Origin of the sequence: Campylobacter sp. RM15925, assembly GCF_012978775.1 — a bacterium.
GTDB lineage: Bacteria > Campylobacterota > Campylobacteria > Campylobacterales > Campylobacteraceae > Campylobacter_A > Campylobacter_A canis.
This window is the reverse complement of record NZ_LIWP01000010.1, coordinates 51858-75864: the sequence shown is the minus strand read 5'-3', so window position 1 is coordinate 75864 and position 24007 is coordinate 51858. Positions and strand designations below refer to the sequence as shown.

Below are 24007 nucleotides of genomic sequence, written 5' to 3'. Positions count from 1 at the left end.
TTTCTGGTGAACCCACCATCTTATAATTTACTCATCTTTTGAATTTCCAAATCGTCAAAAAATATTTTTGTATTTGTTGTTTAAAATAAGTCTTTTAAGTTAATTCTTATCCATTGGTAACTTTTTATATAAAAATACTGGAAGTAAAATTGATATTTTTATATAAAAATTTATTAATAAATATTATCCAGTTATCCGAGTATTTAAGTTTGAGTAATATAATTTTCTTGTTAAATTCTACTAAAGGAGATTGTATTATGGTTAAACTGCAAGATAAATATCAGCTGTTTATAAATGGCGAATTTGTGCCTGCTAGCGACGGTGCAACTCTGGATACTTTTAATCCTGCAACAGGCAAGAAATTAGCCTCAATAGCCGATGCGACCAAAAAAGATGTCGATGCTGCGGTAAAGGCTGCAAGAAACGCGTTTGAGACGTTTAGGCGCTCAACCGTAGCGGAGCGCTCAAAAATTCTTTTAAAAATCGCAGATATTATAGATGAGAACAAAGAGTTTTTGGCGACTGTCGAAACTATGGAAAACGGTAAGCCGATTCGCGAGACTATGAATGTGGATATCCCTTACGCAGCAGAGCATTTTAGGTATTTTGCCGGCGTTATACAAGCTGAAGAGGGAAGTGCAAATGTCCTTAACGAAAAGCAGCTTTCCGTGATCTTACGCGAGCCTATCGGAGTTGTGGGCCAGATAGTTCCTTGGAATTTTCCGTTTTTGATGGCGGCATGGAAGCTGGCTCCGGTTATTGCAGCTGGCGATACCAGCGTGTTTAAACCGTCTTCAGAAACAAGCCTTAGCGTTCTTGAGCTTATGAGGCTGATTAAGGATGTCTTACCAAAAGGCGTGGTAAACGTAATCACGGGAAAAGGCAGCAAGGCGGGAGAATATATAACAAAGCATGACGGTCTAGATAAGTTGGCCTTTACAGGTTCAACCGAAATAGGAAGAGATATCGCTATCGCCGCAGCAGAGAAGATCATCCCTGCGACACTTGAGCTTGGTGGAAAGTCGGCAAACATCATCTACGCCGATGCTGATTTTGACTTGGCAATTGATGGAATTCAGATAGGAATTTTATTTAACCAAGGTCAAGTATGCTGTGCCGGAAGTAGAATTTTTGTCGAAGAGAGTATATACGATAAATTTGTAGCCGCAGCTGTTGAGAAATTTAAAAAGATAAAAGTCGGAGATCCTCTTGATAAAAAGACTCAAATGGGCTCTCAGATAAATGAAAAGCAAGCCAAAAAAATACTAGAATACATAGAAATCGGCAAAAAAGAAGGCGCAAAAGTAGCGGTCGGCGGAGAGCTTGCGAGCGCGGGCAAGTCATTTGTGAAGCCTACTCTTCTTGTAAACGTAACAAACGATATGAGGGTGGCTCAAGAGGAGATATTTGGACCTGTAGGCGTTATCATCAAATTTAAGAATGAAAAAGAGCTTATTAAGATGGTAAATGATAGCGAATATGGCCTTGGCGGCGGGGTCTTTACTAAAGATATCACAAAAGCGCTAAGGACAGCGCGCGCGATGGAAACAGGTCGCGTCTGGGTAAACTGCTATAACCAAATTCCTGCCGGAAGCCCATTTGGCGGATATAAAAACTCAGGCATAGGCAGAGAGACTCATAAAATTATACTTGAGCACTATACTCAGATGAAAAATATCATGATCGATCTAACGGGAAAACCAAGCGGCTTTTACTGATATTTAAACATCCCCTAAATTTAGGGGATGTTTGATTTTGTTTCGTATGAATTCTTAAAATTTGCACACAAATATCACTTTATCTTAAAAGTAAACGAAGCGATCAGTATCTCCTCATCGCATCTTTTACTCTCACCAAAGGCTCTTTTGTGCATGACTTTTAGTATCCATTTGCCGGGTGCTAAAGCCATAACTTCGGTTATACCTTCTAAATCAGTAGTTGCCGAAAATGCAAATTTGTCTTTTAAAAATTTATCAAATGTTCCGTCTATTCTAGCCGTTTTAAGCGGCTTTCCTTCAAGCAGAATTTGAATTTTAAAAGGCTTATTTATATCAAAATTTGCAGGATTTTCAAGTGGCACTATCTCCAGCTTTTGCCCTATGGTTTTAGTTACAAACTCATCTTGTTCGCCGTCAATATTTACAACCTCTTTTGCATACATTGAAGCTTGCATGCAGTAAGCGGAATCTGCTATCTGATCTTTTGTCTTATCCATATACCATTTGCCGTTTGCGTCTTTTGACCAAAACTTGCTTTTGTATTCGCCTGCTAGGATATAGCTTCCTTTTTTAAGTCTTTCTCCTTCGTAGCGGTAGTTTTCGCCTATTTGGATTAGCTCTGTTTTGACTCCGTCTTTTGAGATAATTGCAAGTGGAACAAAGGACTTGGCTTCATCTTTGGGTATTATCTCTTGATGAGGGAAGTTGTGTCCGTAGCCTATATCGGCTCTAAATTTATCGGAATTTTCTCCAAACACCCAAAAGTCATGAGCCTGCGCTACGTTTAATGTCGCAAACGCAAGTAGTGCGGCTAAAATTTTATTTATCATATTTTTCCTTTGATATAGAAATTTGGCGCCGAATTTAACGCCAAATTTTAAAAGCTATATTTAGCTCCAAGCCCAAAAATTCTGCCTTTATCATACTCTACAAGCACACCGTAAGATCTATCAAAGACATTCATCGGATATTCTTTGTCGACTATATTTTTAGCGTATAGATATACGTCAAAATTTTTCTTTATATAGCCTATCTTAGCGTCAGCCGTGAAGTAGCTTGCTCTGGCGACCGAGTTTTGAGGATCGAAGTATGTTTTGCCGATGAGATTACCATCTATCCTTGCATATAGTCCAAACGGCGCATAGTAAGAAGCTCCAAGCGAGAATTTATATTCCGGATTGTATTCTATCTTATTGCCTTTGTTGTTTTTGCCGCTAGGGCTAATATAATTGCCGTATTTTGTTCTAAGTAGGCTTGCAGCCATGTTTATATCAAGCTCTTTTGTGGCTCTTACTACACCTTCTAGCTCAACGCCCATTGAGGTTGCCTTATCGGCGTTTCCTGTTATAAAATTTGCCGGATTTTTAGGATCGATCATGTAAATATGAGTATCTTTTATATCCATATAAAATGCAGCCGCTGAAAATCTAAAACTATCATAAGCTCCTTTTATGCCGATTTCATAGTTATCGCTGGTTTGTGACTCAAATTTATTCTCATCTTTTGTTCCTCCCATGGGAAATGAGTTAAATCCTCCCGCTAGATAGCCTTTGGCATACATCGCATAGACGCTAAGCTCATCTTGCAGAGCGTATTCAAGAGCTATCTTTGGTAGGAATTTGTTCCAGCTTGCGTCGTTTTCAAGCGAGTAAAACGGTGCAGTTTTGCTTGAGCCGACAGGATACATATAGGTATCTACCTTGATATCTTTTTTGATCTTTTGGTATCTTCCGCCAAGCGTTAAATCGAGCTTTGAAGTGATGGGATATATGGCTTGAGCGAAGATTGAAGCCGTTTTGCTGTTCATCTTTGCAGGTGCGTCCATTTCCGTAGGCGTTCCCATCATCATAAACTGCATGCCCATTTTTCTTATATCTATCTTTTCGTTTTCAAAGAAAAGCCCGGCAATCCATCTTAAATTTTGCTCTTCATTGCTTGAGAGCCTAAATTCTTGAGATAAATTTTTAATTCTCATATCAGAAAACATGATTAGATTGTTATTGTGGGGAAAATACTTGCTTCCTGCATCTAGGTCGTAGTTGCTTGACTGATCTATCTTTTTATATGTGGTGATAGAGCTTAGATCTACACTGTCAAAATTATAAGTGGCGTTTAGGGCGATGGAATTTGACTTTTCAAGTGAGTGTGTTTCACTTTCAAGCCTTGTTGTTTTGACATCGTCTTTTTTGAAGCTTTTAAATTTGTCATAAGGGATTACTATGCCGTCCGTGCCGTTAAATTTCTTGTAGTATCTATCCGCAAAAAGCTTTAAAGATAGCCTATCCGTAGGTATAAATTTCAAATTTAGTCCGAAGTTGTTAAGCTCTTTGCCGTTTGATTTTTTGCCTGTTATCTCGTCAGTGATCCAGCCTTGATCTTTGGATGCTGAGCCGTTTAGCCCAAGATATAGCACGTCATCTACAAGTGCGCCGTTTGCTTCAAAGGTGCCGATTCTATATTTATATGAGCCGTACTCTGCGCCAACACTTCCAGACCACTCGTTGCTAGGATCTTTTAAGACTACGTTTATAACGCCGCCGATAGAGTCTTTGCCGTAGATCGCACTTGACGGACCTTTTAGGATTTCAATTCTCTCCACGTTTGTGATAGGCACGTATGCTCCGAATTGATTACCGTGCGCTACGCCGTTTATGAAGATCGTGACAGGATTTGTTCTGGTAAATATCGAGCCGTTGAGTCCTCTTGTGAAAATTCCTCCGTGAAGTCCCGTTGTGGTTGATATACTAGGCACGCTTTTTAGTAGGTCCTCTATGGTTTTTATACCTTTTTCTTCTACTTCTATGCCGTCAATCACGCTGATACTTTGCGGGATATCTTTTAGTTTTTCTTCTATTTTGTTTGCCGTTACTTTAACCTCACCAAGAGATACGCTCTCTGAAGCAAATATATACGGGCATGCCGCTAAAGAGATAACGGCTGCAACTTTTAAGTATTTAGTTTTCACTTTAACTCCTGATTGTAAAAATATTTAAGTTTCATTTTACTATAATGGGATAATTATTATCAATACAAAAATATCGCTAAAAGGATTAAAAGATAGCGTTAATCGGATTATTTTCAAATTTGGGGAGAAACTATGAGTGAAAGCAGAAGGCTTGATAAATTTTTTGATGAATTTGAGTGCAGAGTTGAATTTGGCGAAGAGAAAAGATATAAAGAAATTTCATTTAAAGATGAAAATTTAAACTGCGAACTTGAGTATTACGATACCGGAAGCGGATTTGGCTACTGCTCTTACGATATAAGATATAGTGAAAATTTAAAATATCTCTCAAAAAAGAGCCCACACTCCTTTTTATGTTTTAATGTAGGGCAGAGTGCAAACAGCTTAAGCTGGTCAAAGGATAGCCTTGTTTTAAAGCCGGGGCAGCTTTGTATGGGTAGTATAAACGATAGCTTTATGGCTGCAAGCAAGCATCACGGCAAAAGCTACAAAAGCCAGTCGATAATAATTGAAAATTCGCTCATCCAAGAGCTTGGAATTTTTAAAATTTTAAGTAGCGATGATGAATTTTGCGCTAGGATAATAGATACAAATTTGACTCAAAATTTGATACTAAAAGAGCTCGCAAACTCTAAAATTTATAGCGGAAAGATGAGAGAAATTTTTATAGAGTCTAAAATTTTAGAGATGGTTTATAAAAGTTTTGCAGAGGTAAAGACCGAAGAGAGCGACAAATTTAGATACAGCGAAGATGATTTAAAGATGATACACAAAGCAAGAGAAATTTTGCTTAAAAATATACAAAATCCACCTACCATAAAAGAACTTGCAAACCTTTGTGCCACGAACGAATTTAAGCTTAAAAACGGGTTTAAACACTGCTTTAACACAACAATTCATAGAGCCTTACAGGATGAGCGCCTAAAGATAGCTAAAAGCCTTCTTGAGCAAAACGATATAAACGTAAAAGAGGCTGCAAAGATAGTGGGATATAGCAGTTTTGCGCATTTTACTAAGATATTTAAAGAGAAATTTGGCGTCTTGCCTATGGAAATTTTAAGAGGCGGTAAATTTTAGCTTTTATGGAAATTACCTGCTATAATGACTGAAATTTTACAAGGAGAAAACATGCCAAAAGATGCAAACGGAACAGAACTAAACGCAGGAGATAACGTAACTTTGATTAAAGATCTTAAGGTAAAAGGTGCGGGCGCAACTCTTAAGCGCGGAACAATGGCTAAAAACATCAAGCTAACGGGAAACGATAAAGAAGTTGAGTGCAAGATCGATAAAATGGGCGTCATCGTGCTTAAAACCGAGTTTTTAAAGAAAGCCTAAATTTAAGCCATGAATTTGGCTTAAATTAAAATTTAATCTTCACAAAGCGGTATGTAGGATCAAATCTAAAAGTAAGCAAATTTTGTAAAATTCCAAACAGGCTTAAAAACGTCACAAAACTACTTCCGCCGTAACTATAAAATGGTAGCGGCACGCCAACAACGGGCGCAAATCCGATAGTCATCATGATATTTACGCTGACATAGATAAATATCAAAATTCCAATTCCCGTCGTGATAACCTGCGTGAAATAATCATCTTTTAGACCGTAATTTAGACTAAGCAAGTGAGCTATCAAAAAGCCATAAAGCATAAGCAAGCCAAGACCGCCTATAAAGCCAAATCGCTCAATCGTATAGGCAAAGATAAAATCGCTCGTAGAAATCGGCAGAAATTTAAAGTGAGTCTGAGTGGCTTCATCCTTTGGTTTGCCCGTAAGTCCACCACTTCCTATGGCGATTATGCTTTGGCGCACGTGATAGCTTGACTCTTCGCTTAAAAAATCGGTTATTCGCTTTTTTTGGTAGTCGTGAAGGACGTTTTCATAGATAAGAGGTGCGGAAATTCCGATAGCTACAAAGATAGTAATCCAAATTTTTTTATTAACCCCGATCACAAAAAGTACGGCGTATCCGACGATAAGAAGTATAAGAGCCGTGCCAAGATCAGGCTCTTTCATAATCAAAAATGTAGGCAAAAGTATGTAAAAACTAAATATCAAAAAATCCTTAAGCCCGTATCCTTTGATGTCAGGCGGTCTGCGCTTGATGAGGTATGCTAGCATAAGCAAAAATGACGGCTTCATGATCTCTGAAGGCTGGATAGTAAAGTTGACAAATGGAATTTCAAGCCAACGTTTTGCGCCAAGCTTGGTTACGCCAAAGAGATCAACGCTTATTAAAAGTATGATACAAATCCAATAAAACATCGGAATTATCCATTCGATCTTTTTAATCGGCAGCAAGAAAAAAAATCCAAAAGCCAAAAAGCCAACCGCAAAATAAACTATCTGCTTACTGGCTAAGACACTGTTTGCTTCTAGTACTAAAATATATGATAAAATTATAATAGGCAGTATTAAAATGGGCTGCACAAAATCAAAATGAGTTAAAATTCGCCTATCAAGTCTTATCAAAATTTTCGCCTTGTTTTTAGCCGAATTATAACACAAAAAGGTAATGGATTGAACCAAACTATCGTCGTAGAGGCGCTTAATATAAACGAAAGAATCGACAGTTATCTTTCCTTAAAGCTTAAAATTTCAAGAAATCAAATTTCAAATTTAATCAAAAACGAATGTGTAAAGCTAAATTTAAAACCTGTTTTAAAAGGCTCGGTTAAGCTAAATTTAGACGATGTTATCGAAGTTGAGCTCAAAGAAGCCGTGAGTGAAAATTTAGAATTTGAAGCTGATTTTGATGTGCCGATCATCTATGAAGATAATGATCTTATCGTGCTAAATAAACCTGCAAATTTAGTCGTGCACGGCGCGCCAAGCGTTAAGGAGGCCACTCTTGTGGATTGGCTTGGCAAAAAGGGCTTTTTGCTCTCTACCTTAAGCGGAGAGAGTAGGGCAGGAATTGTTCATAGGCTGGATAAAGGCACTAGCGGAGCGATAGTGGTTGCTAAAAACAACCGCGCTCACGCGGCACTTTCCGCTCAGCTTAGCGATAAAACAATGGGCAGAATTTATCTTGCCGTCACTGATTTGCCGCTAAAAGAAGCTTGCGTAATTGAAAGAAAGATAGGCAGAAATCCAAATAATCGCCTTAAAAAAGCCATTACTAAAGACGGAAGAGAGGCTAAAAGCGCCTTTTTGAATTTGGCGGAAAGCGGAAATGTAAATTTGATCGCGGCTAAACTTTTTACAGGCAGAACTCATCAGATAAGAGTTCATCTTTCAAGCATAAACCGCCATATTTTAGGCGATACTTTATACGGATTTAAGAGCGAAAATGATAAAATCAAACGAGTTATGCTTCACGCCTACGGACTTTATTTCAAGCATCCCAGTAGCGGTGAGCATATGAGTTTTGTCGCTTCTATTTGGGGCGATTTTGAAGAAATTTTACTGAGTAAATTTGAGAAAGGGACTATTGATGAAAAAATTGATTTTAAAGGGCTCTTTGACGCTTTTAGCGGTTGTGATAAGTGGCTGCGTATCTCCTAGCACGCCTACGCAAGTCAATGCAAGCTTGCCGACTATCCAAAATTTAAAAACCATAAGCGATATGACCGAAATCGGCTTTGAATGGACGCCTACGCCAAGCCCTGAAGTGGCGGGGTATTATCTGTATCGTTCAAATCCGAACGAAAACAATGGAAAGATGAAAGTGGTAGCAGACATCAAAGATCGCTTCGCAAGCCACCACGTGGATTCAAATTTGGCTCCTGAAACGACATATTCATACGAAATGAGAACATATAACGCAAATAAGCAAATTTCAAACTCCGGTGTCATGATAAGTGCAAGCACTAAAGCTCTTATGGACTCGGTGCCGTTCGTTAGAGCGCTTACAAATTTGCCTGAGCGCGTTAAGCTTATATGGAGACCGCACCCTGATCTTCGCGTAGCTTCTTATATAGTCGAAAAAGCTGACATCGGCAAGGAAAACTGGCGACAGATCGCAGAGGTTAAAGGCAGGCTAAATGCCGAATACATAGACGATAGCGTAAAATCGGGCAGAGCTTATAAGTATCGAGTTTTTGTAAAAACAAGCACGGGAACCGTCTCAAAGCCAAGTGCCATAGTCGATTCTACGACCAAGCCGCTTCCTAGCACGGTGACAAACATTCAAGCCAGCAACAACACTCCTAAAAAGATCATCTTAACTTGGGATAGCGTAGCAAGCGATGATTTTGGATACTATAAAATTTACAGCGCTTCAAATAAGTTTCTGCCTTACACCTATCTTGCTAAAACCAAAACCAATAGCTACGAGGATTTAATAAACGAAAACGGCGCTACAAGATACTATAAGATCACTATCGTAGATAAAGACGGTCTTGAGTCAAAGCGTCCGGAAGAAGCCGTAGTGGGATCTACGTTAGCGGCAATGGAAGCTCCGGTAGTAACCTCAATCGTTGCGGATAGCTCTGCGGTGAAGCTTCAGTGGAGTAGTTCCGAAAAGGCAAGAAGCTATACGGTCATAAGAGAGGGCGGCAATAGCGGAGAGCAAAAATTTACAAATATAACAGGCAACGAATTTATCGATACAAACGTAGCTTACGGACTTAAATACACTTATAAAGTAATCGCCGTAGATGAATACGGCATAAATTCAGACGAGTCCAAAAAGGCATCGGTAAGTATCGAATAATGCCAAATTTCGTAGCCAAAAACTTAAAATTTAACCCTTTGCCTTTCGGCGATGAAGATATCAAATTTCAGTGGGAAGCAAAGGGTAGAAACTCAAATTTGATCTACACCAAAAGCGGCGGCGAGGAGTTTTTTATAGTCATTAAAAAGCGTGAAAAAGAAGGCTTTGTGATAAAAGGTGAAAAGCTTACAAAGCCAGCCAAAATAGGGCTTTTGCAACGCGCTTTGGTTAAATTTAAAGAGCTAAATTGTAAAGAAATTTTAACCGAAGCGATGGCTGTTAAAAAAACTCATCTAACTCAAAAATCATCAGCTATCGTTGATACTAATGAAATTTTAGAAATTTTAAAAGAGTCTAAATTTAGCAAAATTTTTATAGAGATCGGCTTTGGCTCTGGCAGACACTTGCTCTATCAAGCCGAAACTAACGCGGATGCGCTGGTAATCGGCATAGAGGTTTATAAACCCTCGTTAGAGCAGGTTGCAAAGCTTGCTAAAGCTAAAAATTTAAGCAATGTAGCGCTTATAAATACCGATGCTAGATTGCTTTTATCTCTTATAAAATCAAATTTTATAGATAGAATTTTTCTTCATTTTCCTGTCCCTTGGGATGATGCACCTCACAGAAGGGTAGTGTCTGAAAAATTTATAAAAGAGTGTGAAAGAACGCTAAAAAATGGCGGCAAATTTGAGCTTAGAAGCGATTCAAGAGCTTATACCGACTACACGATAGAGCAAATTTTAAATCTTACAAGTGCAAAGCTAAGCATTTATAAAAATAGAAATTTAGCCGTCAGTAGTAAATATGAAGACAGATGGAAAAAGCAGTCTAAGGACATCTACGACGCTGTTTTTGAGTGCGAGGCTTATAGTCCTGAGCTTGAAATGCTTGATGAACTAAAATTTGAGCATGGATACGATACGCAAAAAATAGCTTCGAATTTTAAAAATTTCACTATAAAAATGGATGATTGCTTTTTGCATTTAGAGGAGAAATTTGAGCTAGAAAGCGGTGAAATTTTAATTCGTGTGGCATTTGGAGCTTTTGCTTCACCGGAGCATTGCTATGTCTTGGTTGGAAATCAGAAGTGTGAATATCTAATCAAAAAACCGCTTGTTACAAGGGAAAATTTAAAGGCGCATCTGGCGTTAAAGGAGTATTTGGCGAATGCAAAAAATAATTAGCGCTAAAGAGCTATCTTTGGGTTATACTCAAAGCGAACTCATCGTGCAAAATGTGAATTTCGAAATAGATATGAGCGATTTTGTTTTAATAACAGGCAAGAGCGGAAGCGGCAAATCAACGATAATAAAATCACTTTACGGAGAGATCAAGCCGTATTCGGGCTCTTTAAACGTCTGCTTAAGCGAGATGGCAAACATCAAGCAAGGCAAGCTGGACGAATTAAGAAAAAAGATCGGTATCATCTTTCAAAACTACCGCCTTATAAACGAATGGAGTGTTGAAAAAAACGTCATGCTGCCTTTGATGATAAAAGGACTTTCGCAAAACGTTTGCAAAAACCAAGCCCAAAAGTTGCTAAAGCATGTAAATTTGCTTCATAAATCCCATAAATATCCGCTTGAGCTAAGCGGCGGCGAGCAGCAAAGAGTGGCCATGGCAAGAGCCTTAGCGCACAATCCGCATCTGCTTTTATGTGACGAGCCTACGGGGAATTTGGATGATTACTCAAGCGATGTGATCTGGTCTTTATTGAGATCGGCAAAAGAGTTTTTGGGAACTTGCGTAGTGGTCGTAACGCATAAAATTCCCGCAACTTTGCGCATACCTTATCGCCATTTCGTTATAGAAAACGGAGGCTTGCATGAGATCGCTTAAAAACCATTTGGGAGTGATCTTTCCGCTGATAGCGCTACTTTTTTGCGTTCAGTTTATAACGCTTACGGAAAATACTATAAAAGATTATGAAAGATTGATGAATAAAGATTACAACATCATAATCGTAAGCTCAAAAGAGCTGGACGAAAGCATGATAAAGCCGATGGTAAATACTTTTGAATCCATTGAAAGCTTAAGCGCTAAATCCGTCCTTGATAGACTATCTAAGGATATTTCGGCTAAAAATATATCAGCTCTTGAAAATGCCTTGCCTAAATTTTATTCGCTCAAGCTAAATAGCTTTCCAAGCACCGGCTATATGAACGAAATAAGAGATAAAATTTTAAAAATAGACGGAGTGAGCAAGGTTGAGACATTTTCAAAAACTCACGATAAAATTTACAAAATTCTTCAGCTGATCAAGAAAATATCTCAAATTTTCTCGCTATTGATACTTGTTATAGGGCTTATGTTGCTATTTAAGCAGATGAGAATTTGGCTTTATGAACATAAAGAGAGAATTGATATCATGACGCTTTTTGGCGCTTCCTTTTGGCTAAAATCTGGAGTTCTTTACAAGATCGCTGTGATTGATTCTTTTATAGCTACGGTTTGCGTTGTGGCTCTTTATATCATGCTTCCTGATTTTGAGATCATAAAAGCTACGGCAAGTGAAGTGGGTATAGACCTAGCCAAAATCGACATCATAGTTGATGGAGCGACGCTTCTTGGCATATCGCTTATTTTAAGCATAATAGCGGTTAGCTTTGTGATGAGACGAGCTAAAAAAGAGAGCTTATGAGAATTTTTACTCTTTTATTTTTTTGTTTTTCACTTGCTTTTTGTGCGACTACAAACGAAAAGATCAAGGTTCAAACCTCATCTTTGGAAATTTCAAAAGAGATAGAAAAACAGCTTAATAAAAAGCTTGACGATCTTGCAAAAGATATTTTAGCGGGTGAAGATGCGGTTAAGCAAAGCGACAAGAAGATGAAAGAGGTTATCGCTCAGATAGCCGATCTTGAAAAAAACGCTATAGACGCAAATTCCGAACTAAGAGATCTAACCGAGCAAAATAAAGAGCTTCTTGAGAATCAAAAATATATCGAACAAAGCTTGATACGTATAATAGCGGATCATTTTGCGTTTGATCTTATAACTCCAAAAGAGTATGAAGATAGCAACGAAAGCATTATCGCCACTGAAATTTTATCAAATTTAAATAGCGTGCTTAAAGAGGATTTTAAAAATTTGGCAAAAGATTATGAAAAGACGCTGGAACTTATAAAAACGCAAAACAAAAAGATAGAAAATATCAAATCAAACCTTAAAGGATATAAAGAAAAGCAATCAGAGCTTGCCGCTTTGCAAGAGGCTCAGTCAAAGACGCTTGCAAATTTAAAAAAAGATAAAAATAACTACTCAAGGCAGCTTTCAGTCATCCACAAAGAGCAAAAAGAGATCAGGAAGACGCTTGAACAGCTTAAGATACTAGCCAAAGAAGAGAGTGAAGCGGCCAAAAAAGAGGCTGAAAAAAAGGCTAAAGAGGCGGCTAAAAAATCCAAAGATAAAAAATCTGACGGAAGCACTCAAATAGTGATAAATAAAACCACTCCCGATGACAGCGACGTTAAGCAGATAGGATCAAGTTATCAGGCAAGTAAAGTAAAAAAATATAGCGGCGAAAAGACCATAGCTCCGCTTGATAGCTTTACCGTAAAGCAAAAATTCGGCAACTATATAGACCCTATATATAACATTAAAATTTTTAACGAATCGGTAGTTCTTAGCTCAAATTCGCCAAATGCCAAGGTTAAAAGCGTGCTAAGCGGTAAAGTAGTCTTTGCTAAAGATACGGCTATGCTTGATAAGGTGGTGATCATAGAAAATGCAAACGGAATTCACACTATATATGCTCATTTAAGCCAGATAGCTCCTACGATAAAAGTCGGCTCAAAAGTTCCTAGAGGATATGTTATAGGACGCGTGGCAAGAGATCTTACGTTTGAAGTTACACAGAAAAACTACCACATAAATCCGCTTGAGATGATAAGCCTTAAATAGCCGTTTAGGGCTTAGAATTAGTAAAATTTAAACACAAATTTGCTAAAATGTGTAAATTTTAAGGAGAATTTATGGAACGTAAAAAGCGAGTGTTGGTTAAATTTTCGGGCGAGGCGTTAGCAGGTGAGAGCGGATTTGGGATAGATAACGGAATTTTGAAATTTATCGCAAATCAGATTAAAGGACTTGTTGAAAACGGCGTTGAAGTAGGTATAGTTATAGGCGGCGGAAATATCATAAGAGGCGTAAGTGCGGCAAAAGACGGCATTATCAAGCGCACAAGCGGCGATCATATGGGTATGCTTGCTACCGTGATAAACTCAATCGCCATGAGAGAGGCGCTTGAGAAAACAGGCTTAAGCGTGCGCGTTCAAAGCGCTATCAAGATGGAGGCGATTTGCGAGACCTTTATCGTAGGACGCGCTCAAAGGCATCTTGAAAAAGGACGCGTAGTTATATTTGCAGCAGGAACGGGAAATCCGTTCTTTACGACCGATACGGCTGCGACCCTAAGGGCTATTGAGATTGATGCGGATATGATCATAAAAGCTACTAAAGTAGATGGTGTTTATGATAAAGATCCGAAAAAATTTGATGATGCCAAACTACTAAAAGAGCTTAGCTATGAAGTGGCTATGAATGACAATATAAAAGTTATGGATGATACGGCCATAGCTCTTGCTAAGGATAACAAACTACCGATTTTAGTATGCAATATGTTTAAGGACGGAAATTTATTAAGCATTATCAACGAAGACGAATCGGCATTTTGTTCGGTAGTTAAAAACTAAATTTAAGGAGAGATGATGAGACTAGAAGAAGTAGCCGCAAGAGCGTTAAAGACAGTAGGAAACGATAGATATAAGCTTTCTTTAGTGGTGGCAAAGCGTGCTGAAGCGCTTGCTGCAGGAGCTAAAAGTTTGCTTGATAAAGATGTAAGCAAGATGAAATTTGCAGATATTGCGCTTTGCGAAATAGCCGAAGGAAAAATCGGCTTAGAGGGTATAGTTGAAGATAGCAAGTAACGGGCTTTTTTTAGAGCAACTCGTTGATAAAATTTCTGATTGCAGAGATGTTACAAAAGCAAAAGAGATACTATACTCTTTGTTTGAAGTTACTCCAAATGTCGAAAAGGCTATTGATTGGTGTATAACTTTTCATGCGGGGCAGTTTAGAAAAAGCGGAGAACCTTACGCTATACATCCTATTTTAGTAGCTTCAATAGTTGCTCATATGGGTGGGGATGACAGCATGATCATCTCTGCGCTTTTGCACGATGTAGTTGAAGATACAGAATGCTCTACTGAAAATTTACAAGAGGAATTCGGCGAAGAGGTAGCTAAGCTGGTTGAGGGGCTCACTAAGATTGTTGCGATTAGAGAAGATAAGCTTGCAAGTTCTGATTCTAACGAGCGACTTGCGGCCTCGGCGATGACTTTTCGCAAGATGCTTTTGGTGTCGATTGAAGATGTGCGTGTGCTTGTGATTAAGCTTTGCGATAGGCTTCATAATATGCTTACTCTTGACGCCTTAAGGCTTGATAAGCAAAAAAGAATCGCCGAAGAAACTCTTATGGTTTATGCCCCGATCGCGCACAGGCTTGGAATTTCTTCGATTAAAAATTTGCTTGAGGATTTAAGCTTTAAGTATGCACTTGCGCAAGAGTATAAGAAGATAGATGACTACATAATCGAGCATAAGCAGCAGCTTCAGCTTAAGCTAAATTCATTTATTGATAAACTTAGTCAAATTTTATTGCAAAACGGCTTTACCGAAGGTAGTTTTGAGATACAAAAGCGGGTTAAGCATCACTACTCCATATACCTAAAAATGCAAAGAAAGGGTATCTCTATAGAAGAGGTGCTTGATCTTTTGGCGGCTAGAATTTTAGTTAAGCAGCCTAAGGATTGCTACCTTGCTCTTGGAAGTTTACACATAAATTTCAACCCTCTCATTTCAAGATTTAAGGATTACATCGCGCTTCCTAAACAAAACGGCTATCAAACAATTCACACTACGATTTTTGATAATAAAAGCATATTTGAAGTTCAAATTCGCACATTTGATATGCATAAAACCGCAGAATACGGAGTTGCAGCTCATTGGAAGTATAAAAACGGCGGGTTTTTAAATCCTAAGCTTGACTGGTTAAGCGATATCGGCATGCAAAACGAGACTGAAAACAATCCCGAAGAGCTATACGAATACGCAAAAGACAGCCTTTATGTAGAGGATATAGCCGTTTATTCGCCAAAGGGAGATATCTTTACCCTGCCACGTGGCGCTACGGCGCTTGATTATGCATATGAAATTCACACCGAGATAGGGCTTCACGCAAAAGAAGCTTACATAAATCGTATGAGAGTGCCGCTTTTAACTGAGCTTAAAAACGGCGATATAGTAAATATAGTAACCGGAGATGAGCCTAAATATCGCTGTTCTTGGCTTGGAAGCGTAAAGACGGGCAAGGCAAAAGCCACTATAAGATCGCTTTGCAAACAAAAGATAAAAGACATAAACAACCTCGTAGCGCTTGAAATTTTAAGCGGAATTTTCGGGGTTTCTACAAATAGAATTCTGGTTTGGCTAGAGAGCGAAAAGCTAACTAAGAAAATTTTTAAAGCCGCTTATGACTCGGTGTATCTGCAAGATGTCGTAAATGCACTTAAAAAATACATAAGAAAAGATAGGCCATTTGCGCTTAGGCTAACGGATAAATATCTTGTTAGAAAGCAAAAATTTGATCATATAGTTATCTACTCAAATCACAAAATAGCAACCGTTGAGTTTGATTATTGTTGCAATCCAAAAAGAGGCGATGATATCCTTGGCTTTAGGAGCGGATCTCACGTAACAGTTCATCATAAGCTTTGCGAGCGAGCGATGAAGCTTGTTGAGGATAAAAACGAAATGATATTTGTCAAATGGACTCGCAATGCTCCGCATAGATACAAGATCATCTTAAGTCTTGAAAATCGCAGAGGCTCTTTGGCTGAATTTTTAACATATCTTGCTAGAATGCAAGTTGATTTAGCTACAATAACTCTTTTAGAGACTCACGACGCTACGGCCGATCTCTTTGATCTAACCGTAGAAATCGGAGAAAATTTAGATATGGCTGAGATAAAAGAGCGATTAAAAGATCGCTATAAGATAATGGAATTTATATCGCTTGATGATGCTTATCATCAAAATTAAGGAAAGAGGCAGTGCAAGAGAAAATTTTAAAGATAATAGAAGAGATTAAAAAGGGTATTGCGGAGATAATCGGCGAAGAGCAGGTTGTAAATTTAGTTAAAAACTACTACGAAAAGGGTGAAAATTTCTACGTTAAAGCCGGCTTTGATCCGACGGCTCCTGATTTACACCTTGGTCATACGGTAGTGCTTCAAAAGATGGCGCTTTTGCAAAAACACGGTGCTATCGTTCAGTTTCTAATAGGCGATTTTACGGGGCAAATCGGCGATCCGACAGGCAAAAGCGAAACAAGAAAGAAGCTTGATAAAGATACCGTAGCAAAAAACGCTAAAACTTACGAGGAGCAGGTTTTTAAAATTTTAGATCCCGAAAAAACGGTGATAATGTTTAACTCAAAATGGCTAAACGAGCTTGGCTCGGCAGGCATAGTTGAGCTTACAAGCACGTTTCCTGTAGCTAGAATGCTTGAAAGAGACGATTTTGAAAAGAGATTTAAAAGCGGAGCTTCAATATCGATAAGCGAATTTTTATATCCGCTGCTTCAAGGATATGATAGTGTAGCGATGAAATGCGATATCGAAATGGGCGGAACGGATCAGAAATTTAACCTTCTTATGGGAAGAACTTTGCAGCGAATTTATAATGTCGGAAAAGAGCAAGCCGTCATCATGATGCCTTTACTTGAGGGTCTTGACGGGGTTAATAAGATGAGTAAAAGCCTTAAAAACTATATCGGCGTGACGGACAACGCAAACGATATGTTCGGCAAAATTTTAAGCGTGAGCGATGAGCTTATGTGGAGATATTACGAGCTTTTAAGTGAAAAAAGTTTAAGTGAAATTAAGATTTTAAAAGACGAAGTCGCAAACGGCAAGGCTCATCCAAAAGCGGTCAAAGAGGCCCTTGCTCTTGAGATCACCGCTAGATATCACGGCAAAGAGCAAGCCAATGAGGCTAAGGCTGAATTTGATAGAGTGCATTCGCAAAATCAAATTCCAACCGATATAGAGGAATTTAGCCTAAAAGCGCCCGTTTGGATAGTGGAAGCTCTTGCTCATTGCAAGCTAAGCTCTACTAATTCGCAAGCAAGACGCGACATAGCGGCAAATGCCGTTAGTGTAAATCAGATAAAAATAGGTGATGAGCAGATGAAACTTGACTCGGGCGAGTATGTTTTGCAAGTCGGTAAGAGAAAATTTGCAAGACTAAAGGTAATTTAATGGAATTTAGCTCGATCAAAATCGGAAAATACGAGATAAAGTATCCGATAGTTCAAGGCGGAATGGGGCTTGGCATAAGCTGGGACAGACTTGCCGGAAATGTTAGCCTAGAAGGCGGACTTGGAGTGATTAGCTCGGTTGGAACGGGGTATTATGAAAACAGAACTCATATCACAAAAGAGCTTAACTCAAAGCCTTTGGGAAGCGAGAATTTCTATTCGCGCGAGGGACTTAAGGCTGTCATCGATAACGCAAGAAAAATTTGCGGAAATTTGCCGCTTGGTATAAATGTGCTTTGCGCAAGTAACGACTATGCTCGTATCGTAAAGGATGCTTGCGAGCACGGTATAAACGTGATCATAAGCGGAGCGGGGCTGCCTACGAATTTGCCGGAATTTACGCAAAATTTTAAAGAAGTAGCTCTTGTGCCTATAGTATCTTCGGCTAAAGCTCTTAAGATCATCTGCAAACGCTGGAGTATGAGATATAACCGCTTGCCTGATGCCGTTGTGCTTGAAGGTCCTTTAAGCGGAGGACATCAGGGCTTTACTTACGAGCAGTGCCTTGATCCTGAATATCAGCTTGAAAATTTGATTAAGCCGGTAAAAGAGGAGATTAAAGAGTGGGGCGATTTCCCGTTAATAGTAGCCGGCGGAATTTGGGATAATAGCGATATCAAAAGAGTTATGGCTCTTGGTGCAAACGGCGTTCAGATGGGAACTAGGTTTATAGGAACGCATGAATGCGATGCTAGCGAAGGCTTTAAGGAAGTCTTGCTAAACGCTAAAAAAGAGGATATCGAGCTTATAAAAAGCCCTGTAGGCTATCCTGCTAGAGGAGTTAGGACAAATCTTATAAATTTAGTGGATCAAAAGGCCGGACCAAAGATAAGCTGCATAAGCAACTGCGTAGCTCCTTGCCAAAGAGGAAAAGAGGCAAAAGAGGTCGGCTACTGTATAGCCGATAGACTTTTTGACGCATTTTCAGGACGCAAAGAAACGGGGCTGTTTTTTACGGGTGCTAACGGATATAAACTAACAGAGATAATAAGCGTAAAGAGACTTTTTGCAAAACTTTTACATGGCGAAGATAGGTAGAATTTTACTATTATTGCTCTTGATTGTCGGTTTTTCATACGCCGATAGCGCAAGGCTTAAGAAATTTGACAGCGCTTTTACTAATGCGAGCAAAAAAGTTAAGCTTGAGCTTCATCACGACATGAAGAGCCTTTATATCAAGTCAATTATCGATAACGACACCAAGACCAAAGTAGAAACTTTAAAAAGGCTTATTGAGAGTTCAAAGGCTCTTCAGCTTGACGCACAGCCTTATGAAAAAGAGCTTGCTACAATAAATCAAGGTAAAAATATCGGACAAGCCGATACCAAAAGCACCAAGACGTCTGCTAAAAAGGATGCAAAAAAGCAAACTTATGTAGAAGAAGAGACTATCATCATAGATAAAGGCTCTACTAAGAAAAATCCTTTAAAAATTCTTGCCATTATCAAAAATGAAGATAGTTTTGAGATTAAATTCAATCAACCCTTACACCCAAGCGATATCAAACATATGCTTTTGAACACTCAAGGGATGTTTAGAAACGTATATGATTTCAGAGGCGTTTGGACAAGCAAATCTCACACTTTTAAAGATGTGCTTTCAGAAGAAGTTAGAGTAAGTCAGTTTGATAAAAATACTATTCGGGTGGTTTTTTCAAACAAAAAAGAGCAAAAGCTTGATTTTTATATAGATGCAAATTCGGTTCATTTTATAATAGCGGGACAAAAAAAGCCTTCTTTAAAAGTAGCTAAAGACGATAAGCAAAAAAGCTTGAAGCAGGATAAAAAGCAAGTTCAAAACGAGCAAAGCTCAAATAAAGGCGCGATACCTATTAAAAAAACCGGCGGCAAGACTATCGTTCTTGACGCAGGACACGGCGGCGATGACCCGGGCGCTATAAACGGAAAGCTAAAAGAGAAAAATATCGTGCTAAATATCGCTTTAAAGACCGGCGATGAGCTGAAAAAACGCGGATATAAGGTGTATTATACCCGCACAAAGGATAAATTTATAAACCTCAGAAGTAGAACCAAGCTTGCTAACGACAAGCTTGCCGATCTTTTCATCTCTATACACGCAAATGCCGCTCCGAATAAGCAAAAAGGCGAAGTTATGCAAGGTATCGAGACATTTTTCCTCTCGCCTGCAAGAAGCGAGCGCAGCAAAAATGTAGCCGCGCTTGAAAACAAATCGGACATAGACGAGATGAATTTTTTCTCTAAACAGACCTTTTTAAATTTCTTAAACAGAGAAAAGATTATAGCCTCAAACAAGCTTGCTATCGATATCCAAAGAGAGGTTCTTGCCAGAACCAAAAAGATAAATTCAAAGGTCGTTGACGGTGGAGTAAGAGAGGCTCCGTTTTGGGTTCTGGTGGGTGCGCTTATGCCCGCTGTTTTGCTTGAAGTGGGCTACATCTCACATCCTGATGAAGGCAAACTCATAAGTAAGTCAAACTACCAAGACGCTATCGCTAAAGGAATTGCTAATGGCGTTGATGTCTATTTTGCAAATCAGCAATGAAAACCGCTCAAATTTCATTTAAAGACGGAGTTGCTTATAGCGAGGATTTTGGAGATATATACTTTAGCGCCGATAATCCTGCCGGCGAGAGCGAATATGTGTTTGCAAGTGCAATTGATGAAATTTGGGAGAGGCAAGATCGGTTTATTATCGCTGAAGCGGGCTTTGGAGCGGGGCTAAATTTTTTAACAACGCTAAATAAATTTAAAGACTCAAGTAAATTTTTGCATTATGTTAGCATCGAGGCAAACCCTATCAACAAGGAAGATCTTGTTAAGATTTATCAAAATTTAGGTGTTTTTAAAGAGCTTTCAAATGAGCTTATAAAAAGCTATCCGCCGCTTATACAAGGATTTCACCGGCTAAATTTTGCAAATTCACGTATCACACTTGATCTTTGCTTTGGCAAGATCGATCAAATTTTGTCCGAGCTTGAATTTAGAGCCGATATCTGGTTTATGGACGGATTTGCGCCGAGCAAAAACGATAGTATGTGGAGCGATGAGGTTTTTAAGGGGATTTGTTATCTAAGCAAAACAGATACGATATTGCGAACATATTCAAGCGCAAGGGTCGTAAAAGACGCTCTTGCTAAAAATAATTTTGAAGTTACATTGCTAAAAGGCTTTGGCAAAAAGCGCGAGATGATAAGCGCTAGACTTATGAGCGAAAATGGCATAGTAAAAAATCCTTGGTTTAGTAGATATGACACGCAAAATAACTCTAAAAAAACAAAAACCGCTCTTATCATAGGTGCGGGCGTGGCAGGTTGCGTTAGTGCTTATAAGCTAAATGAGCTTGGCGTAAAAGTTACTTTGGCTGAAAAGAAAGACGAGATAGCTACAAACGGCTCTGGAAATCATGCTGGAATTTTAATGCCTCTTATCACAAAGCCAGAGGTAGAGCTTGGCAGAATGCACATGAACGCTTTTTTGCAGGCCGTTAGGTTTTATAAAGATACGATGAGTTCAAGCGAGTGTGAATTTAGTGGTGTCATAGACTATGCACATGAAGATAAGCTGCTTGAGCGTCTTTTAAAGTGGCAGGAATTTGATAGTCAAAATGGAGTTTTTGATATAAATTTAAGCAGCTTGCCGTATCCAAGTGCATTTATAAAAGAGGGTGCCAAGGCTAGACCTCGCAAGATGTGTGAGGTTGCAAGCATGTGCGCTAATGTCTTGCTTGGATACGAGTTTGAGAGTTATGAAAATTTGCCAGATGGTAAAATATCGGCGAAATTTAAAAATGGAAAAACCATAATTAGCGACGTTTTGATACTTGCTATTGGTAGTGATAGTATGGAGTTTTTTGCGAATTTTGACATGCAGCTTAGCTCGGTTCGCGGGCAGGTTACGCATATCAAAGAGACTATCAAAACAAGCTTGCCTTTTAGCGCAAAAGGTTACGTTTGCCCTCAGGTTGACGGCGTGCAGGTTGTCGGCGCAACCTATGATAGAAATTTAAAACTAGATGAGCCTAGAAGCAGCGATGATGATAAAAATTTAGCCGATATAGGCGAGTTTTTGTGTAGTAAAGAGCTTGAAATTTTAGGCTCAAAAGTAGGCTATAGAAGCTATAGCGGAGATAGATTTCCGATTGTCGGAAGGCTTTATGATGAGGAATTTTATAAAAATAGTTATAAAGCGCTTCTTTGGACGAAAAATAAAAGCGAAAATTTAAGCGCCAAATATATCCCAAATGTCTATATCAATACCGCTCACGGCTCGCGCGGACTCTGCACCGCCGTGCTTGCTGCTGAGCTCATCTGCGATCTTATGTTTGAACGACCGTTATGTATAGAAAAGAGCCTTTTTGACGCACTTCATCCGGCTAGATTTTTGATACGAAAGCTGAAAAAGGGCATTAAGTAGTTTTTAAAATTTAAACGCGATCTATTCAAATTAATTAACACTAGATATATTTATCGCGTCTTATAAAATAAATAGTTATAATAAATCCATGAAAAAGCTTTTTGTCCTTGCTCTTATAATAGTGTTTTTTACCGCTTTTATCTCTATGTTTAGACCGTCGATTCAGACTGAGCCCGGTGGTGTGGCGAGTGCTGCACGCACGATATTTTGGCTTTCGATTTTATATATAATTTATCTAAGCAATCCTGATAATATAAAAGGTATGATAAATTTCTTTAACGCAAATGATTTAGCGCTTGGTTTGCTTATTTTGACGGATATTTGTCTTGTTTGTAAGTTTTGGATTGCTCTTTAAATTTGCCAAGTCCGCTAGAGTTTGAGTCTTCAAATTTCTTTGAAAATCCGCCGTATTTTTGAGTTTTGCCTCCGTGCATATCTATGACGCCTCTTTCTTGAGAAGCGGCAAGTAATGAGGCGCAAGCTGTTAGTATAAGTAGTATTTGTTTCAAATTTTACCTTTTAAAGCCCCAAATTTAGGGGCTTATATTATTTATAGCTTTTTATCGCTTTATCTAAAATTTCTTTTGCCGTATCGGCACACTTAAACTCTTTTACCTTTACCCATTTGTTCGGTTCAAGCATTTTGTAGGTTTCAAAGAAGTTTTTTATCTTATTTAGCGTCGCTTCAGGAAGATCTTTGTATGTTTTTATATTCTCGTATCTTGGATCTATCTTGCTAACAGGAACCGCAAGAAGTTTTTCGTCCATTCCCGCCTCATCTTCCATTACGAGAACTCCGATCAATCGGCAAGGGATGACACTGCCGGCTTGCAAAGGATACTCGTTAAGCACCAAGATATCGGCAGGATCGCCGTCTTCTGCTAGCGTATTTGGCACGAAGCCGTAGTTTGCAGGGTAAAACATCGCAGAATACAGCACTCGATCAACGAAAACCGCACCGCTGTCTTTGCAAATTTCATATTTTATGTTTGAGCCGTATGGGATTTCGATTACGGCATTGATTTTATCGGGATTTGAGCCCGCTTTGATTTTTGATATATCCATGTTTGCTCCTTGGTTTATTTGCGTGTGATTATACTTATTTGCGGCTTTTATTTAAGTTAAATTTGACAGCTTGCATTTGGCATAAGTTGATTTAAGATACTTGATAAAGTAGGTTTGAGATTAAATTTAATAAAATTGAGATGAGGTGGTTTTTAAAATTTTGGCTTGAATTAACCTTTGTAAAGCTATGATAAGTTACATGGCTGTTTTGGTGATCTGCAAATCAAATTTAGTCTAAAGCCCTTTTTTGTAAATTTTAGTTTTAAAAAGGGCTTTAGGGTATATAGCTGGTTATTTTATTATTTCAACAGATTTTACATCTATTGTTGTTTTTGTAAGATCTTTATCGACTTTGCCTGTGATTCTTATAGGCGTGTTTTCATCTACTGTTACGCCTTTCCAGATGTGATTGTCTATTTCTATCTCGACTACATCGCCACTTTTGCCTACAAATTCGTAGTGCTCGGCTCTGATTTGCGATCTTATTTTACCTTCAAGTATCACAGGGGCGTCATCTCTTAAATTTAAAGCCTCTTTTACGCTCATTAAAGTCGCACTTCCCTTGCCGGTAAATCCGCCTTGATTTTGCGTCGTGTTGGCGTTAGCGCCCGTAAATCCTCCGCTTGCTAGAAGCGAGCTAGCCAAAAGAGCTGAAATTGTAATTTTTTTAAACATTTTTAATCCTTTTAAATTTTTGATTTTTAAACTCTGCTAATCAGAGTAACCTTCTAAACTTAGTTTTTATAACCTAGTATTATTTTGCTATAAACTGAAGCGAATTGTAATGCGAATTTGTTAACTAAAGGTTAAGTGATAATGCCACTTA

General features: G+C 38.6%; 22 protein-coding genes. 16 read left to right on the top strand and 6 right to left on the bottom strand.

The features are described from left to right. Positions 1-257 precede the first annotated feature (257 nt). Complete coding sequence (locus CDOM15925_RS07320) at positions 258-1718, top strand: aldehyde dehydrogenase family protein (protein WP_169942600.1); 1461 nt, start codon at positions 258-260, stop codon at positions 1716-1718. Between the two features lie 74 nt (positions 1719-1792). Here the strand turns inward: CDOM15925_RS07320 and CDOM15925_RS07315 are convergent, their stop codons facing one another. Further along, a complete protein-coding gene (locus CDOM15925_RS07315; protein WP_211436703.1) occupies positions 1793-2548 on the bottom strand; it encodes a DUF4198 domain-containing protein in 756 nt (251 codons plus the stop codon). 47 nt (positions 2549-2595) lie between these two features. Further along, a complete protein-coding gene (locus CDOM15925_RS07310) occupies positions 2596-4683 on the bottom strand; it encodes a TonB-dependent receptor (RefSeq protein ID WP_169942597.1) in 2088 nt (695 codons plus the stop codon). A gap of 132 nt (positions 4684-4815) precedes the next feature. Between CDOM15925_RS07310 and CDOM15925_RS07305 the strand changes: the two genes are divergently transcribed. Then, positions 4816-5760, top strand: coding sequence for a helix-turn-helix domain-containing protein (locus CDOM15925_RS07305; RefSeq protein WP_169942595.1), 945 nt, complete (start codon positions 4816-4818; stop codon positions 5758-5760). A gap of 51 nt (positions 5761-5811) precedes the next feature. Further along, entirely contained in the window at positions 5812-6021 is a 210-nt protein-coding gene (locus CDOM15925_RS07300; protein ID WP_169942593.1) for an alkylphosphonate utilization protein, read from the top strand. A 25-nt stretch (positions 6022-6046) separates the two neighbouring features. Here CDOM15925_RS07300 and CDOM15925_RS07295 read toward each other — a convergent pair whose 3' ends face one another. Next, positions 6047-7156: an FtsW/RodA/SpoVE family cell cycle protein gene (locus CDOM15925_RS07295; RefSeq protein WP_169942591.1), complete on the bottom strand. Its 1110-nt coding sequence runs from the start codon at positions 7154-7156 to the stop codon at positions 6047-6049. A gap of 48 nt (positions 7157-7204) precedes the next feature. Between CDOM15925_RS07295 and CDOM15925_RS07290 the strand changes: the two genes are divergently transcribed. The 13 genes from CDOM15925_RS07290 to mnmC all read left to right on the top strand — a co-directional run bounded on the left by CDOM15925_RS07290 (position 7205) and on the right by mnmC (position 22116). Next, positions 7205-8191 carry an RluA family pseudouridine synthase gene (locus CDOM15925_RS07290; RefSeq protein ID WP_169942589.1) on the top strand — a complete coding sequence of 329 codons (987 nt, stop codon included), beginning with the start codon at positions 7205-7207 and terminating at the stop codon, positions 8189-8191. Further along, positions 8121-9341 (top strand): fibronectin type III domain-containing protein, encoded by a 1221-nt coding sequence (locus CDOM15925_RS07285; protein WP_169942588.1) that lies wholly within the window; start codon positions 8121-8123, stop codon positions 9339-9341. The genes CDOM15925_RS07290 and CDOM15925_RS07285 overlap by 71 nt, the downstream gene beginning before the upstream one ends. Beyond that, positions 9341-10525 carry a tRNA (guanosine(46)-N7)-methyltransferase TrmB gene (trmB, locus tag CDOM15925_RS07280; protein WP_169942586.1) on the top strand — a complete coding sequence of 395 codons (1185 nt, stop codon included), beginning with the start codon at positions 9341-9343 and terminating at the stop codon, positions 10523-10525. Before CDOM15925_RS07285 ends, trmB begins: the two co-directional genes overlap by 1 nt. Further along, a complete protein-coding gene (locus CDOM15925_RS07275; protein WP_169942584.1) occupies positions 10509-11180 on the top strand; it encodes a cell division ATP-binding protein FtsE in 672 nt (223 codons plus the stop codon). The genes trmB and CDOM15925_RS07275 overlap by 17 nt, the downstream gene beginning before the upstream one ends. Further along, positions 11167-11982, top strand: a complete 816-nt coding sequence (locus CDOM15925_RS07270) for an FtsX-like permease family protein (protein ID WP_169942582.1) — start codon at positions 11167-11169, stop codon at positions 11980-11982. The genes CDOM15925_RS07275 and CDOM15925_RS07270 overlap by 14 nt, the downstream gene beginning before the upstream one ends. Beyond that, positions 11979-13244 (top strand): murein hydrolase activator EnvC family protein, encoded by a 1266-nt coding sequence (locus CDOM15925_RS07265; protein WP_169942580.1) that lies wholly within the window; start codon positions 11979-11981, stop codon positions 13242-13244. The genes CDOM15925_RS07270 and CDOM15925_RS07265 overlap by 4 nt, the downstream gene beginning before the upstream one ends. Before the next feature lie 71 nt (positions 13245-13315). Next, complete coding sequence (gene pyrH, locus CDOM15925_RS07260) at positions 13316-14035, top strand: UMP kinase (RefSeq protein ID WP_169942578.1); 720 nt, start codon at positions 13316-13318, stop codon at positions 14033-14035. 15 nt (positions 14036-14050) lie between these two features. After that, on the top strand, positions 14051-14269 hold the full coding sequence (locus tag CDOM15925_RS07255; RefSeq protein ID WP_169942576.1) for a DNA-directed RNA polymerase subunit omega: 219 nt from the start codon (positions 14051-14053) through the stop codon (positions 14267-14269). After that, a complete protein-coding gene (locus CDOM15925_RS07250; RefSeq protein ID WP_211436702.1) occupies positions 14253-16442 on the top strand; it encodes a RelA/SpoT family protein in 2190 nt (729 codons plus the stop codon). Before CDOM15925_RS07255 ends, CDOM15925_RS07250 begins: the two co-directional genes overlap by 17 nt. 11 nt (positions 16443-16453) lie before the next feature. Next, positions 16454-17662 carry a tyrosine--tRNA ligase gene (tyrS, locus tag CDOM15925_RS07245; protein ID WP_169942574.1) on the top strand — a complete coding sequence of 403 codons (1209 nt, stop codon included), beginning with the start codon at positions 16454-16456 and terminating at the stop codon, positions 17660-17662. Beyond that, positions 17662-18759, top strand: coding sequence for a nitronate monooxygenase (locus tag CDOM15925_RS07240; protein WP_169942572.1), 1098 nt, complete (start codon positions 17662-17664; stop codon positions 18757-18759). The genes tyrS and CDOM15925_RS07240 overlap by 1 nt, the downstream gene beginning before the upstream one ends. Continuing rightward, complete coding sequence (locus tag CDOM15925_RS07235; protein WP_169942614.1) at positions 18743-20245, top strand: N-acetylmuramoyl-L-alanine amidase family protein; 1503 nt, start codon at positions 18743-18745, stop codon at positions 20243-20245. The genes CDOM15925_RS07240 and CDOM15925_RS07235 overlap by 17 nt, the downstream gene beginning before the upstream one ends. Beyond that, a complete protein-coding gene (gene mnmC / locus CDOM15925_RS07230) occupies positions 20242-22116 on the top strand; it encodes a bifunctional tRNA (5-methylaminomethyl-2-thiouridine)(34)-methyltransferase MnmC2/FAD-dependent 5-carboxymethylaminomethyl-2-thiouridine(34) oxidoreductase MnmC1 (RefSeq protein ID WP_169942571.1) in 1875 nt (624 codons plus the stop codon). The genes CDOM15925_RS07235 and mnmC overlap by 4 nt, the downstream gene beginning before the upstream one ends. A 305-nt stretch (positions 22117-22421) precedes the next feature. On the opposite strand, the gene CDOM15925_RS07225 is transcribed toward mnmC, so the two are convergent. From CDOM15925_RS07225 to CDOM15925_RS07215, 3 genes are all read right to left on the bottom strand, one after another. Next, positions 22422-22625: a hypothetical protein gene (locus CDOM15925_RS07225; protein ID WP_169942570.1), complete on the bottom strand. Its 204-nt coding sequence runs from the start codon at positions 22623-22625 to the stop codon at positions 22422-22424. 37 nt (positions 22626-22662) lie between these two features. Then, positions 22663-23181 carry an inorganic diphosphatase gene (gene ppa, locus CDOM15925_RS07220; protein WP_169942569.1) on the bottom strand — a complete coding sequence of 173 codons (519 nt, stop codon included), beginning with the start codon at positions 23179-23181 and terminating at the stop codon, positions 22663-22665. Positions 23182-23472: 291 nt separating this feature from the next. After that, positions 23473-23856: a YgiW/YdeI family stress tolerance OB fold protein gene (locus CDOM15925_RS07215; RefSeq protein ID WP_169942566.1), complete on the bottom strand. Its 384-nt coding sequence runs from the start codon at positions 23854-23856 to the stop codon at positions 23473-23475. Between the last annotated feature and the right edge of the window lie 151 nt (positions 23857-24007).

Bases quoted from the DNA above. Each gene is read 5' to 3' on its own strand.
- CDOM15925_RS07275 (WP_169942584.1), top strand. From the start codon at position 10,509: ATGCAAAAAATAATTAGCGCTAAAGAGCTATCTTTGGGTTATACTCAA.
- CDOM15925_RS07255 (WP_169942576.1), top strand. From the start codon at position 14,051: ATGAGACTAGAAGAAGTAGCCGCAAGAGCGTTAAAGACAGTAGGAAAC.
- pyrH (WP_169942578.1), top strand. From the start codon at position 13,316: ATGGAACGTAAAAAGCGAGTGTTGGTTAAATTTTCGGGCGAGGCGTTA.
- CDOM15925_RS07305 (WP_169942595.1), top strand. From the start codon at position 4,816: ATGAGTGAAAGCAGAAGGCTTGATAAATTTTTTGATGAATTTGAGTGC.
- CDOM15925_RS07270 (WP_169942582.1), top strand. From the start codon at position 11,167: ATGAGATCGCTTAAAAACCATTTGGGAGTGATCTTTCCGCTGATAGCG.
- CDOM15925_RS07315 (WP_211436703.1), bottom strand. From the start codon at position 2,548: ATGATAAATAAAATTTTAGCCGCACTACTTGCGTTTGCGACATTAAAC.
- CDOM15925_RS07215 (WP_169942566.1), bottom strand. From the start codon at position 23,856: ATGTTTAAAAAAATTACAATTTCAGCTCTTTTGGCTAGCTCGCTTCTA.
- ppa (WP_169942569.1), bottom strand. From the start codon at position 23,181: ATGGATATATCAAAAATCAAAGCGGGCTCAAATCCCGATAAAATCAAT.
- CDOM15925_RS07285 (WP_169942588.1), top strand. From the start codon at position 8,121: ATGAAAAAATTGATTTTAAAGGGCTCTTTGACGCTTTTAGCGGTTGTG.
- CDOM15925_RS07320 (WP_169942600.1), top strand. From the start codon at position 258: ATGGTTAAACTGCAAGATAAATATCAGCTGTTTATAAATGGCGAATTT.
- mnmC (WP_169942571.1), top strand. From the start codon at position 20,242: ATGAAAACCGCTCAAATTTCATTTAAAGACGGAGTTGCTTATAGCGAG.
- CDOM15925_RS07235 (WP_169942614.1), top strand. From the start codon at position 18,743: ATGGCGAAGATAGGTAGAATTTTACTATTATTGCTCTTGATTGTCGGT.
- CDOM15925_RS07240 (WP_169942572.1), top strand. From the start codon at position 17,662: ATGGAATTTAGCTCGATCAAAATCGGAAAATACGAGATAAAGTATCCG.
- CDOM15925_RS07265 (WP_169942580.1), top strand. From the start codon at position 11,979: ATGAGAATTTTTACTCTTTTATTTTTTTGTTTTTCACTTGCTTTTTGT.
- CDOM15925_RS07300 (WP_169942593.1), top strand. From the start codon at position 5,812: ATGCCAAAAGATGCAAACGGAACAGAACTAAACGCAGGAGATAACGTA.
- trmB (WP_169942586.1), top strand. From the start codon at position 9,341: ATGCCAAATTTCGTAGCCAAAAACTTAAAATTTAACCCTTTGCCTTTC.